At 35.1% G+C, this 13,679-nt stretch carries 12 protein-coding genes and 1 riboswitch; all 12 genes read right to left on the reverse strand.

Translation table 11 applies throughout. The annotated features are described in order from the left end of the window. Positions 1 to 145 precede the first annotated feature (145 nt). Positions 146 to 832, reverse strand: a complete 687-nt coding sequence (locus F7888_RS15260; protein WP_191780885.1) for an ECF transporter S component — start codon at positions 830 to 832, stop codon at positions 146 to 148. Beyond that, positions 814 to 2,475, reverse strand: coding sequence for an ABC transporter ATP-binding protein (locus F7888_RS22990; RefSeq protein ID WP_191780887.1), 1,662 nt, complete (start codon positions 2,473 to 2,475; stop codon positions 814 to 816). The genes F7888_RS15260 and F7888_RS22990 overlap by 19 nt, the downstream gene beginning before the upstream one ends. Further along, complete coding sequence (locus F7888_RS15270; RefSeq protein ID WP_191780889.1) at positions 2,457 to 3,377, reverse strand: energy-coupling factor transporter transmembrane component T; 921 nt, start codon at positions 3,375 to 3,377, stop codon at positions 2,457 to 2,459. Before F7888_RS15270 ends, F7888_RS22990 begins: the two co-directional genes overlap by 19 nt. Next, positions 3,349 to 4,065 (reverse strand): DUF4430 domain-containing protein, encoded by a 717-nt coding sequence (locus tag F7888_RS15275; protein WP_225228828.1) that lies wholly within the window; start codon positions 4,063 to 4,065, stop codon positions 3,349 to 3,351. Before F7888_RS15275 ends, F7888_RS15270 begins: the two co-directional genes overlap by 29 nt. 90 nt (positions 4,066 to 4,155) lie before the next feature. Beyond that, positions 4,156 to 6,015, reverse strand: coding sequence for a DUF4430 domain-containing protein (locus tag F7888_RS15280; RefSeq protein WP_191780893.1), 1,860 nt, complete (start codon positions 6,013 to 6,015; stop codon positions 4,156 to 4,158). 131 nt (positions 6,016 to 6,146) lie between these two features. After that, a riboswitch (cobalamin riboswitch) is annotated at positions 6,147 to 6,331 on the reverse strand. Between the two features lie 116 nt (positions 6,332 to 6,447). After that, positions 6,448 to 8,235, reverse strand: a complete 1,788-nt coding sequence (locus F7888_RS15285) for an ATP-binding protein (RefSeq protein ID WP_191780895.1) — start codon at positions 8,233 to 8,235, stop codon at positions 6,448 to 6,450. After that, on the reverse strand, positions 8,232 to 8,948 hold the full coding sequence (locus F7888_RS15290; RefSeq protein WP_191780897.1) for a response regulator transcription factor: 717 nt from the start codon (positions 8,946 to 8,948) through the stop codon (positions 8,232 to 8,234). Before F7888_RS15290 ends, F7888_RS15285 begins: the two co-directional genes overlap by 4 nt. Positions 8,949 to 9,200: 252 nt before the next feature. Further along, positions 9,201 to 10,370 carry a c-type cytochrome biogenesis protein CcsB gene (ccsB, locus tag F7888_RS15295; RefSeq protein WP_191780899.1) on the reverse strand — a complete coding sequence of 390 codons (1,170 nt, stop codon included), beginning with the start codon at positions 10,368 to 10,370 and terminating at the stop codon, positions 9,201 to 9,203. Between the two features lie 4 nt (positions 10,371 to 10,374). Next, entirely contained in the window at positions 10,375 to 12,048 is a 1,674-nt protein-coding gene (gene resB / locus F7888_RS15300; protein WP_191780900.1) for a cytochrome c biogenesis protein ResB, read from the reverse strand. A 12-nt stretch (positions 12,049 to 12,060) separates the two neighbouring features. Beyond that, entirely contained in the window at positions 12,061 to 12,582 is a 522-nt protein-coding gene (resA, locus tag F7888_RS15305) for a thiol-disulfide oxidoreductase ResA (RefSeq protein ID WP_191780902.1), read from the reverse strand. Positions 12,583 to 12,708: 126 nt separating this feature from the next. After that, positions 12,709 to 13,449, reverse strand: a complete 741-nt coding sequence (rluB, locus tag F7888_RS15310) for a 23S rRNA pseudouridine(2605) synthase RluB (protein WP_191780904.1) — start codon at positions 13,447 to 13,449, stop codon at positions 12,709 to 12,711. Positions 13,450 to 13,454: 5 nt separating this feature from the next. Next, positions 13,455 to 13,679, reverse strand: a 225-nt coding sequence (locus tag F7888_RS22720; RefSeq protein ID WP_225228824.1) for a hypothetical protein, incomplete at its 5' end; no start/stop codon positions are given.

The raw sequence follows: 13,679 nt of genomic DNA on the forward strand, positions 1-13,679 counted from the left end.
ATAATAGTCGTTTTCTATAAAAAAAAGTTTCACCTATTTGTTATAATTTCATATCTATCATACATTAAATTAAGGAAATATGGGTACAATAATTTATTTAAGTGCATTGTCCAAAAAAAAAATAAGACTGTAATACACAGTCCTATCATTTTGAAAGTAAACCGTATTTAAGCTTAAACCTTGTTAAGATCTTTATCCAAGTAGCTCCAAATATTAAAATAAAAAAAGCGTTCGATAATGCATGTGTCAGATCAAAATAAAAACTAGCCGCAAAGAACGCTATAAATTCCTTCCAAGATACATCCTTTATAAATCCAACAATAAAATAAAGATTCATAATCCAACCATACACAAAACCTGTAATTATCCCATATAAAGTAATACCTAGCTTCTTTTTCATAACTAACGTATGTCTAATTAGGCCAGCAATCAGGCCAATCATTCCCCAACTATACATTTGCCATGGAGTCCATGGACCCTGCCCTAATATTATATTCGATACGAATGCAGCAACTGCACCTATTAGAAAACCACTTTCCGCCCCAAAAACGATCCCACTTACAATCACAATAAAAGTGGTCGGCTGAACACTTGGGAGCATTGAAAATGGTATTCGGCTAACTGCCGCTATAGCGGCTAAGGTGGCTAGTAAGACAATTTCTCTTGCATCCATCCTTTTTTTTTCAAACGAACGAAAAAAGATAAGCATTGAAATCAGGAGTAATGCTACACCAAATAGGAGAAAGTATTCATTTTCAAAAAAGAATGAGAGTAGTAGCAAAAGTGGTGGAAACAGGATGAGAAAGATAATTCCTATCTGTCTAGATTCCATTTGTTAAGTGCCTCCTCAATTGTTACAGCTTCCCGATTCCCTGTCTCTCTTGTGATCCTATTAATAGATGTTGTATAAAAGTAATTACCCTTGAAAAAATGACTTGGCTGACCTAGTGTAGAAATATCGCCATTAAACATGATCCCACTTCGAGTTGAATATTTAGCGGCAAATTCAAGATCATGTGTTGCCATCACGATTGTTTTGCCACCTCGATGTAACTGTTCTAGCAACATTCCAAGTTGTTGTTTTGCTTCAGGATCGATTCCTTTTGTAGGTTCATCAATAAATAGTATTTCTGGTTCACTAAGTAATAGACAAGCAAGTGCTGCCTTCTGCTGTTCACCACCACTAAGATCATAAGGGTGTCTGTATAATAATGAATGTAATTGGAAGGTATCAATAACTTTAAATATGGCCTCTTCTTCTAGATTTAATTGAATAGCATGGAATGATAGCTCTTCTTTTAATGACTCTTGAGTGAAAAATGCTTTAGGATTTTGTGGCAAATAAGCCATTTCTTCATTTAGAACACTTGCTTTGATTGCTTTCGTCTTAGTTCCATTATATGAAAGATACCCTTTTTCAGGCTTTACAAGCAAACTTAACACTTTTAATAATGTTGATTTACCAGAACCATTTTTCCCAACGAGCGATAGAAATTCGCCTTTATAAATCTCCAAATTAACATTCTTCAATATATAATCCGAGTTTTTTTTATATCGAAAATAGAGATCACTGCCTTTTAACAAGATGTTTGTTGGTAATGGAGTAACCATTTCCTCTTTAGCGATATTTTTTGGATATTGCAATTGTTTTATCCAATCCTTCCCCTCCTTAACAGTTAGGGGCACATCAGTTGATGTAGGGTTTTTCTCAATCTCTAAATAAAACTTAGGGATGGAAGGAATAAATGGAGTAAAAAGTTGATTCGAATCTGCTACAGCTTCAACTATCGATAGTCTTGGGTCTCCTTGAGAGACAATCTTGCCTTTATCCATAAAAACCAAACGATCTGCAATCGGTAGAATGTCCTCTAGGCGATGCTCAACCATAATAATGGTTATCCCAAACTCTTGATTGATTCGCTGCAATAACTGGACAAAATCCTTTGCTGCTATTGGATCTAATTGTGATGTCGGTTCATCAAGAAGAAGAACCTTAGGTTGAAGCAACAAAATAGATGCTAAATTGACCAATTGCTTTTGCCCACCAGACATCTCGTATGTCTTCTTATATAATAGATGATCTAAATCAAAGAATTGAACAAGCTCTGCAATTCTTTTTCTCATGCTATTATAATCAACTCCCAGATTCTCCATCCCAAAGATTAGTTCTTGGTAAACCTCATCCATGACAATTTGGTTTTCTGGGTCCTGAAATACCATCCCAATTTCTGAGGTAAGAACTTCTGGATTATATTGCTCAATAGACAGATTCTTATAATAAATAACACCTTCTTTTAAACCGAATGGTGTTATTTCTTGTTTTAATTGTTTTAATAGTGTACTTTTACCAGAACCTGTTCGTCCACAAATCACGACAAACTCGCCTTGAGAAAAGCTTAAATTAATATCACTAATCATAGGCTCTTCTTGCCCAGGATAAGTGAAACTAACATTTTCTAACCGGAGTATTTCCACTTTATCCACTCCTTTATTTCAATCACAATTGGAAACCAAATATATAGTATAAATGGTACCATATAAAAATTTGTAATACGATTAATGTCAAATGGCTCCAACGACGGGTAAATCTGTAGTTGTGCAACAGAATTAGTTATCATTCCAATCATTGTTAGGATAAATAAAGTCAACAGTACCAATAACGCGAGATAATCTTGTTTTGTCATTTGAAAGCGATGAAAGTAAGTTTTTTCTTTGTTCTCATAGCCTCTTGCCTTCATCGAATCTGCAGTTTGAATTGCATCTTCTAGTGACCATGTCAATAGTACTTGCAAGAGAATGATCCCATGCTTTAATTTATTCTTTATTTTCCCTTTATCTGTCCTTACACCTCGTCTGCTTTGAACCATCATTATTTCTGCTAATCGTCTTCTTAATAAAGGTACAAATCTCATCGTTAGAATCGATAACAATGCAGACTTTGGCGCTATTCTACCAAATAAATAGAATAGCTTAAGATCATTTAAGACCACATTCAACAAAAAGAAGATAAATAGGATACACATAAGGGATAATCCCATACGAATACCATAAATTACCCCTTCAAGCATGATTGACTGATCACCCAAATAAAAAAGAATATGAGTACCTCTCTTATTCATAAGGGGATTCATAATAAGGATAAATAAAAACATTAAAAAGAAATAAGGAACCCAAGCTTTTAATTTTCTATCCTGTTGAAAGATGAGAAATAGTACAAGTAATAAAAAAAAGTAAAAAGCCAAATACAGAGGATGAGAAATGATTGATGCTAAAGCGATTAATCCTATAAAATAACATAAATTCGTAAATGGATGATATCCATGAAACCTTAGATACTTTTTATTCATGTCACTCGGTATATTCCCAAAGTATGACATCACCAGGATTCACCTTATAGATTCCTGCACTTTTATTTTGAGATGTACCGTTCACCTTATAAATCCATCCACTTTGTGGGCCATAGTCAAATTCAAAAAGGTTATTTATGCCTTCAACATATGACATTCCACCACTACCACGAACTGATAAAGAAATCCCTTGTGCTTTCGTTACTCTTTGTAGAATTGTTAGTACAGTATCATTTGAAGTAACTTCAATTGTAGTATTAGATAGAATAACTCCCTTGCCATTGATTGAAATGGTTACATTATTATTTCTCTCAGCTGGCTTAGGTACCGGGGCTGCTTTTTCTTCCTGCTTTGTCTCTTTCGGAGAATCAGCTTCTTTTTTTGTCTGAGTGCTCTTCTCACTTTGTGATTTGCTCGTTGTCTCTTTCTCAGCAGAACTAACTGGTAGAGTTTTTGTTGAATCCTTTTTTTGCTCAGCTTTTTCTTCTTTGGTATTATTAGATACTATTTTTCCCTCTTTTTCTTCTATAACATCTTCTGTTTTAAATTCTTCAGCTTGAGACTTGAACGTTTCTTCAGTGATATTAGTCTTGATTTGAACAGTTTTCTCTGTTTGTTGATGCTTACTGGCTAATAAGTCCTGATTAGTAGTTGATTCAGTGCATCCAGCGAGGAATAACAAGAAGATTGATACAACGATAAGTGATATTTTTTTCATTTCCACTTAGATTACCACCTTTGTTGATATAAAATGAACGAAGCTGACTTAAAATGGCGTTCTTTAAGTCAGCTTAATTCTACAGCATAATTATGCCATCTTTCTTTTATTTGCAAATGTGTAAACAATCAAACCAATAACCATTAATACTAGACCTAGTACAAGAAAATTATACACATTCGTCGCAGTATTTGGTAATTTATATCCATCTACTTCTTTTGTTGATTCTTTATTATTTTCTCTTTCAACTTCTACAATTTGGTCTTCCTCTATTTGTGTATCACCAGTTTCTTCTGGGCCTTGTACCACTTGTTCTTCCTGCGGTGGGTCTACAACAGCTGTTGCTGAGAAGTCATAGATAGACCCTTTTCCTAATAGAAATTGATGATATGCAACTAATGCTAGGTAAGCTTTCTCTGTTGCCATAGCATCGGCTGCATCTCCTAAATAATTGCTAAATTCTCCACTAGTTAATCCAAATTTTAACAAATGAGCAAGCGCACCAGAAAAAAGGGTAGATTCATTCGGTGAAACTTTTAGTGCTGATAATGCAATGATTACTTCAGCAGTTGTAACACTTGATTCACCATTTAGTCCTGTAAAACCGCCGTTTTCATTTTGTTTGGAGCTTAACCACAAAATTCCTTTATTAATTGCTTGTTGGACACGCTCTTCTTGCTGATAATTTGAGAGGGCAGTTAAAGCCATCGCAGTTATATCTACATCAGAAGCCCCTGAATAAAGACCGAATCCTCCATCACTATTTTGTGCTTTTAATAAAATAGAAACTAGTTGCTCTCTAGTCCACAGTGCGCTTGAAGGTACTTCAAAATCCTTACTATCTAATGAAATCAATGCATAAATTGGTCCGTTTAAACCCTGATTCTCCATTCTTTCATTATTATAAATTCTCTCTATCAAATTAAAACCATCAATATTTGTTGGATCTATACCTGAGGCAACAAGACCTAAAGTTATTCGCTCATAATCAGTTACATTTCTAAATATCCCATCCCGGTCTTTTAATTGCTGGCGTTCATAATTAATATAGTCAGTTGAGAATGATCCATTATATTGTGAAGCTGCAATTGCCTTCCATGCTGTATTCACCTTAGAATTCTGGATAAAAGCATTAGTACTAGTTAATTTATCTTTAATATTTTTATTTAGTTTATCAATATCAACAGTGTTTGGATCAGCTGGTGTTGGCACGAGAGTCTCTTGATCATTAGTATCCTCTGTTGATTCATCATCTAATGGATCCTCCCATGAAATATATCGCAGTTCTAAATGATCAGATAAATTTAGTAGATCATCATATCTAAAATCAACTGCGTATTCTCCATTCAAATAAAGAGCCCAGTAATAAGTGCCTTCTGGTTTGATTCCGTTAATTTCAGTAATATAAGGGCCATAGGTTTCATGTACTTCATATTTAACGTTCTCCTCACCAAGAGCAAGAATGAGCCCATCTATAATACTCGTATTATCTTCAATACTAATTGTCTTTTTCTCTACTACTTTCTCTTTGTTAATTTCAACAGATACTGTCGCTTCTGCCCACGATGTATAACTAAAGCGTATTTGGTCATTTTCCTTAACAATATAATCAGACGAACCAACGGACATAAATTCATCATTTACATAAAAAGCCCAGTAATAGAATGTATCTATACTAGTCAAACCGTGAATGGTATCAAGCGATGGTCCCCAGTTAGTTTCACTTACTTCTATATATTCCTCGCCAACTAAGTTCTTAAGTAATGTAAGAGCCGTGTCACCAATTTGAATCGTAACTTCACCTTGGTCAAGTACTTCCCCACCCTTTCCTTCCACTACAACACTTGCTACGTTCGTACTATTAGCAAATACTTGAACTTGAAAAGGGACAATTAATTGTACAAATATAAGTAAAAATGCAATATACGATGCTACAATTTTTTTAGACATTTCGTTTCTCCTTTTTTGACAAAATAAAAAATCTCCTATGACAAGGAGATCGCTGTAATGCATCCAAGGTAAGAGTAATATAAAATCCTACCTAATCTATGCCTTACACCTCCTTCTATCCGCGTAGAATCCAATTGGTGTCTTAATAGGCAGGTCTCCTGGCTCATGATTATCGGATACTACACCTTCCCATCAATAAATTGACAGTGGTATCTTTTAGCAACCAATCATATACAGTGGCGGGACCGCATCGGAATTTCACCGACTTCCCTTTTAAGCTAGTAAACTAACTAGCACCTATTAATTATAATATTTAATTCAATTTATCTTAGCAATATTTCCGAGATCTGTCTATCAAATAGATAAAAAAAGAAACATTTCCAATTAGAAATGTTTCTTATGAAACAAGAATCTTCGGCACCAGCTTTCAAATTACTCAGTTTTTCGAGGTAAAAAGAAAGTAAATGTCGTACCTTCGTTCATTTTGCTATGAACGGAGATTTCTCCCATATGAGCATCGACAATATTTTTAGCAATCGCAAGCCCTAATCCTGTACCGGAGCGACCTCTTGTACGAGCTTTGTCAGCCTTATAAAAACGTTCAAATACAAATGGCAGGTCTTCTTCTGGTATCCCTGAACCTGAGTCAGAAACCTCAAATAAAACCCCATTTTCTTTCGATGTAATATTTAATGTGACAGACCCTTGCTCATTCGTATGTCTAATAGCGTTATCAATCAGATTTGTTAGAACCTGTTCTATTCGATCTGGATCAATTATCAATGAACCAATCATTTGCTGATTTTTGATTGCGCTTAAATGAATGCCTTTATCTTTGGCAAGTCCTTGAAACTTCCTAATAATCTTATCAGAGAATTCGTCAATATTTGCTTCTTCTTTATTAAGGGTTATATGACCTGCTTCCATTCTAGCTAGGTCTAATAACTCATTTACGAGTCTTCCCATACGCAATGATTCATCATAAATGACCTTGACGATTTCTTTCTTCTCTTCTTCAGAACTCGCTATATCATCTATAATTGCTTCACTGTATCCCTGAAGCATCGCAATTGGTGTACGAAGCTCGTGTGAAACATTTGCTATAAAATCGGTTCTTAGCTTATCTAATCTTCGTTCTTCTGTCATGTCGCGTAGAACAGCAACCGCACCACGAATATAGGTTTGATTATAGAGTGGGCTCATAATAATTACCCAATTTCTCCCTTGAAAACTAATTTCAGTAATTTGTTCCTTTTCAAATGAAACAGCCTTCTCAAATAACTCTCTAATTTCTATAGGTAGCTCTTCCTCAGAATTATTCTTCATCCCTTGTTGATAATACCAATATTGTAAAAAGCGCTCTGCTGGTGGATTTGAGATAAGAATCGTCCCATCACGATTTAAAGTAATAACACCATCAGCCATACTAGATAAAATGCTTGAAAGCTGTTCTTTTTCTTGATTAACGGCATTTATATTATATTTCAACTGCCTTGCCATCTGATTAAATGCTGTTGCTAACTCACCAATTTCATCATTTGTTAAGATTGGCACCTTTGTATCAAATTTTCCTTTCGATAATTCGAAGGCTGCTTCTCTCATTTTTCGTAGTGGAGCAGTAATTCTTGTTAGCAAGAAGAATGCAAAAATCGTTGTTAGTATGATAGCTACACCAGCAGCAAAATAAATAAATGTAGTTGTTCTGCGTGACGTCTCTTCAACAATATTTAATGATTGATATAAGAAAACTGCCCCTGTCTTATCACCAGCGAAGTGAAGGGGTGATCCAACAATAAACATTTCATCTGGAAAATTGGCATCCATTCCAGAATCATCGATATATTTCTTCTCACTCACCTTTATATCCTCAGTAAACACCTTACTTAAAGTTGGTTCTTCCATGAAATAAGAAATTGGTAAATTTCCGATTGTTTCTAAGTCTGGTGAATACCAGTATGTGTTCTCATCATAGATAATCAGAACCTTTGTTACATCATCAGCAAATTCCCACGCTATGGCTCTAGCAACATCATTGTCATCATAGGTTTCAAGAGTCGTTGCAATCTTTGTAGCCAGATGTGATAAATCATTCTCCGTTTCATTTACATGATAATTCTCAAAGTATTCTAGGAGCAATATCGTTAGAATAAATAGAACAAAAGAAACGAGTAATAGAATGGTGATCCATAGCTTACCTACAATACTTCGCCAAAACATCATTCATTAACTACCTCAAATTTATAACCTACACCCCAAACAGTCACAATCATTTTGGCAGCTTCTGGTGACACTTTATTTAATTTTTCTCGAAGTCTCTTTACATGGGTATCTACAGTTCTTAAATCTCCAAAGAATTCATAATGCCACACTTCTTTTAATAATTGCTCCCTGTCATACACTTTATCTGGTGCTTTTGCAAGGAAAAGTAGTAGTTCATACTCTTTTGGTGTTAAGCTTACTTCCTTCCCATCTGCAGTTACACGGTGTGCATCATTATCAATTGTTAAATGACTAAATACAATGACATCCTTTGTTGTAGTTTCTGCCTGTAAAAATGAAGTTGGAGAGGATCTTCTTAATAATGCCTTTACCCTCAATACCACTTCTCTTGGACTGAATGGTTTAACAATGTAATCATCCGTTCCAACTTCAAACCCTTGAACTCGATTTATTTCTTCCCCTTTTGCCGTTAACATGATAATGGGAGTTGATTTTTTTTCACGAATATCTTTACATACTTCAAGCCCATCTTTACCTGGCATCATTAGGTCAAGCAAAATTAAATCATACTCAGATTGTAGTGCCTTTTCAACCGCTATTTCACCATTCTCAGCTTCTTCTATGAGGTAATTTTCTCTTTCTAAGTACATTTTTAATAGGCGTCGAATTCTTTCCTCGTCATCAACAACTAATATCTTTGCTTCTTTCTCCATTTAAAACCCTCCAGACTGTATCACTCTACAAATAGTGAATTTGACAATATTTTCAAATACTGAATTAATACAATGTATATATAGAAAACCTTTTCCACCAATATCGTACATAAATATGACACAAACTTCTATAACATTTGTCACAAAAGATAAAAATAATCATTCTTACGACACAATTTTATCATATTTTCTCAAAATGAAAAAAGGCCTGATCATTTATCAGGACCTTTAAGCATCTTAAACAAATAATTGTTATGCATATGAATGTAAACCAGCAATAACTAAATTAACAAACACAAGATTAAACATAATGATAGCAAATCCAATTACAGCAAGCCATGCTGATTTTTCTCCGTGCCATCCTTTTGATAATCTTAAGTGTAGGAATGCCGCATAAAATAACCATGTAATAAGTGCCCATACTTCTTTTGGATCCCAGCCCCAAAATCTTGTCCATGCAATTTGTGCCCAAATCATGGCAAAAATCAGTGCACCTAATGTGAAGATTGGAAACCCAATCGCTACTGAACGATATCCAATTTCATCGACTAAATCCAGATTCATATTCTTAACTAATGGTTGTAACGCAGCTCCAATTCTCTTTCTTAAGATTAGTCTAATGATCCCGTAGAGGATTGTACCGACTAGAAATGACCAAATTACAGTATTTAACTTTCTTGCACTAATAATCGCAGGAACTTCTAGCCCAGATTGAAACTTCCCATCTGTTAGAAGCTCTCCTTCATTCGGTGTAACAAGTGCAGGCAGATGATAGACCATTTCAGCATCTTGTCCGTTTTTATCTACCCAAGAGAAGGTACTCTCATACCCCATAGAACTGTAGACAATTGAAATTACAATAAAGCCAACAGTCATTACTAGCGTATACATGATAGATTCAAGCCAGAAAGTTCGTTTACTAGAGACCGTTTGGTCGACAACTTTAACCAAGTACAAGATCCCTGTAATTGCACTAATTGCAAGAACTGCTTGTCCTAAAGCTGCAGTAGTTACATGAATATGTAGCCAATCACTTTGTAATGCAGGGATTAATGGTGATATTTCTCTTGGAAACATACTTGCATAGGCAATTAATAATAATGCCACTGGCAATGTAAATAAGCCAACTACACTTGTCTTATAAATAAAGTAGATAAAGATAAAAGCAAGTACCATCATCATTCCAAAGAACGTCGTAAATTCAAATAAATTACTTACTGGTGCATGTCCTGCAGCAATCCATCTTGTGAAGAAATAACCTGTTTGTGTTAAAAAGCCTATGATGGTTAAAATAATCCCTATTTGAGACCACCGATTAATATTAGATTTTTTCTTATCTCGAATGGCACCACCAAAGAATATGGTAGCAATTAAATAAACGATAAACGCGAGATATAATAAATTTCCACTCAAAGTCGCCACCTTATTACCCCTCCTTTTCAACCTTTTGTGATTCTACTAATTGTTTTGATTTCTCCGTATCTATTTGATCTACTGGTGGAGTAATCCCCGTCTCACTCACAATAAATTCCATTTCTTTTTTCAGACCAAAATAATTCTTGTTTGCATGTCCTGCTAGCATCACTTCTCCATCTATCTTTTGAATCCAGATGCGGCGATGATTCCAATACATGCCTTGAACTACCCCAATCATAAATATTAAACCACCTAGTGCAAGGATCCATAATGTTAAATCCTTCCGTACAATCAAACCAGATACATTGGCTGTTTCTAGGCCAGCAAATGTAAGCTTATAATCATTATCCCCAAGAGGCTCAAGGTTTTGCTGAATGGCCACAAAGGCAACTTCCCCTTCAGGCTTTTCTGGAGAATACATTTTAAATACAAATGCAGGATTATTAGGTATTTTTGTTCTTGTTGCTGGGTCACCGTCTGTATCAAAATAAAAATCAGGGAAATAACTAATCATCTCAACAGAATACCCATTGTCAAACTCGTACATTTTCTGTGGATCTCTTAAATCAACGGTAAGCGTTCCATGACTAGTTTCTGTTTCTTTATCAATTAAATTAAATGACATCGCTTTAAATTCATTCAATTTAAAATCAACTTGATACAATGCATAATTCTCGTGTTTTAAAGGCTCATTCACTCGAATCTGCCAATCTTTTATTTTCTGCAGATTAAGGTCATCTCCAGCAACCTTTGTCGTATCTCGTTCATATAAAACGACATCTGTTTGATAATTTTTAACTGCCATCCCATTCCCTACTCGATCAATGGCATCTCCAAATACATCTTTTTCATTTTCTTTTTCATAGACTTCCATCTTAAATTGTTCGTTTTTCAAAAAGTATTGCCCATCCGTACCAGGTATATTATTTGTTTCACCTTCACGAACCCACATCACTTCATCAACGTACATGCCAGGAACAAAGCGCAGCATTGCACCAATTAGAAAAATAATCAATCCACAATGGTTAACATAAGGACCCCAACGTGAAAATCGTCCCTTTTCCGCAAGAATATTCCCATTCTCTTCTCTTACGTTATAACGTTTCTTCTTCAAATTCTCTTTGATTGATGTGAACTCCTTGTCCTTCACATTGCTCTCAGGTGTAGAGCTGAATAAACGTTGACGCTTAAGAAATGTACTATGTCTAGAGATCCCTTGTTTTTTTAATGCCCGGTATAGTGGTACTACTCTATCAATACTAGCAATAACAAGAGACGTACCTAGAGAAGCAATGAGAATCATATACCACCATGAGCCATAGAGATTATGAAATCCTAATTGGTAATATAAAACTCCGAAAACTCCATATTCATCGCGATAAAATTCACTTGGATTAGCTGTCGCAGTCGGAGGTATGTACATTTCTTGTGGAAGAATCGTTCCGATTGCTGAAGCAATTAGTATTATTACAATAATCCAAACTCCTACCTTTACAGATGAGAAGAAATTCCAAATTTTATCTATAAATGTTTTTTTATAGGTTTGTGATCTTCTAGCACTACCTTCGTAACGCATATCTAGCAATTTTTGAGTCTTCTTTTCTTCAATCGTTCTGCCGCAAGATTCACAAAAGATTGTACCGTGTGGGTTTGCATGTCCACATGTACACTTTATTTGTTTCATCAGTAAAACCCCTTATGGCTTAATTTGTTCGATATAATCATGGATCATTCTTTCTGTTAATTCTCGTGAAACAATATCAATCACGTGGCCATCTTTATCGATAAAAAATGTTGTTGGTAACGGATCAACTCCATAAAGATTTAAAAGTTCATTTCCTTTATCAATTCCAACTGGAAATGTCATCTCATACTGATCAACAAATGATTCCACACTAAATTTCGGTTCTCCTACATTGATTGCTATCATTTGAATCCCTTGATCCTTGTACAGATTGTACTGATTTTCTAGATACGGCATTTCTCGTTCACATGGTTTACACCAAGTTCCCCAAAAGTTAACGATGACTCCATTTCCTCTGTACTCTGATAATTGATGCCTATTACCATCTATATCAGTAATCACAAAGTCAGGAGCCACATCTCCTACAGATACCTTTATTTTTTCAACAAAAAAATTCGAATAAAGAGTGTATCCCAAAGCCGTCGCTAAAAGTAGCAGTATCACTGTACGAACTAGTAAACGATACTTTTTCATACTACCTCTCCCATTAATTTTTACATTAAATACACATGATATTATAGCATTTATCACTATGGCTACGTTGTTCAAATGTGAACTTTATGTGTCTTTTTATAATTATTATTTGTTAGGTTTTTGTGCTTATTTCTTCAGACGGTTGCCTTCTGTTGTAGCAAGTGCTCTTAATTGCTTTACTTCATGCGGGCTTAGTTCGCGATATTCCCCAGTCGCTAATCCTTGAAGCGTTAAGAATCCGAAGCGTTCACGCTTCAACTTAATCACTTCATGACCAATTGCATCAAACATTCGTCTAACTTGACGGTTTCTACCCTCATGAATAATGATTTCGATGATAGATGATTGTTTTTTCTTATCAACTGATAATACCTTCACCTTTGCAGGAGCTGTCTTTCCATCTTCAAGCATAATCCCTTTTTCTAATTGTCTTAGTTTTTCACGAAGCGGAATCCCTTTCACCTTTGCAACATACACCTTGTCTACTTCATATTTTGGATGGATTAGAATATTTGCAAATTCTCCATCATTTGTCATCAATAGCAAACCAGATGTATCATAGTCTAAACGACCGACAGGATAGATTCTTTCCTCAATATATGGAAACAAATCCGTTACTACCTTTCTTCCTTTATCATCAGATACACTAGATATGACTCCTCTTGGCTTATACAATAAGAAATAAACAGGCTTTTCCTTCTCAAGCGGAATCCCATTCACCTCAATTTTATCATTTAGTGTTACTTTTGTTCCTAGTTCTTTGACGACTTTTCCATTAACCTTTACTCGTCCTTCAAGAATTAATTCTTCGGCTTTACGTCTTGACGCAACTCCTGCTTGGGCAATAATTTTTTGTAATCGTTCCATTATGTTCACCTCTTGTAACATCTTACTTGTTTATCACATAATAAACAAGCCAAAGTAATCATTTCAACCATATTGGTGCCAGGCACTAATATCGGCACATAAATTGTCCCGCCAGTAAAAAAGAGGCTGGGACAAAACCCATCTCTGAAATGAAAAAGCCGGTGAAATTTTACGACAAGTAAAATTTCACCGGCTTTGATTATTTTTGAATAAAAAATAAGGACCACTTC

The organism is Litchfieldia stipae (genome assembly GCF_014837155.1).
GTDB lineage: Bacteria > Bacillota > Bacilli > Bacillales > Bacillaceae_L > Litchfieldia.

Bases quoted from the DNA above. Each gene is read 5' to 3' on its own strand.
- F7888_RS15260 (WP_191780885.1), bottom strand. From the start codon at position 832: ATGGAATCTAGACAGATAGGAATTATCTTTCTCATCCTGTTTCCACCA.
- F7888_RS15270 (WP_191780889.1), bottom strand. From the start codon at position 3,377: ATGTCATACTTTGGGAATATACCGAGTGACATGAATAAAAAGTATCTA.
- F7888_RS15275 (WP_225228828.1), bottom strand. From the start codon at position 4,065: ATGAAAAAAATATCACTTATCGTTGTATCAATCTTCTTGTTATTCCTC.
- F7888_RS15280 (WP_191780893.1), bottom strand. From the start codon at position 6,015: ATGTCTAAAAAAATTGTAGCATCGTATATTGCATTTTTACTTATATTT.
- F7888_RS15285 (WP_191780895.1), bottom strand. From the start codon at position 8,235: ATGATGTTTTGGCGAAGTATTGTAGGTAAGCTATGGATCACCATTCTA.
- F7888_RS15290 (WP_191780897.1), bottom strand. From the start codon at position 8,948: ATGGAGAAAGAAGCAAAGATATTAGTTGTTGATGACGAGGAAAGAATT.
- resB (WP_191780900.1), bottom strand. From the start codon at position 12,048: ATGAAACAAATAAAGTGTACATGTGGACATGCAAACCCACACGGTACA.
- resA (WP_191780902.1), bottom strand. From the start codon at position 12,582: ATGAAAAAGTATCGTTTACTAGTTCGTACAGTGATACTGCTACTTTTA.
- rluB (WP_191780904.1), bottom strand. From the start codon at position 13,449: ATGGAACGATTACAAAAAATTATTGCCCAAGCAGGAGTTGCGTCAAGA.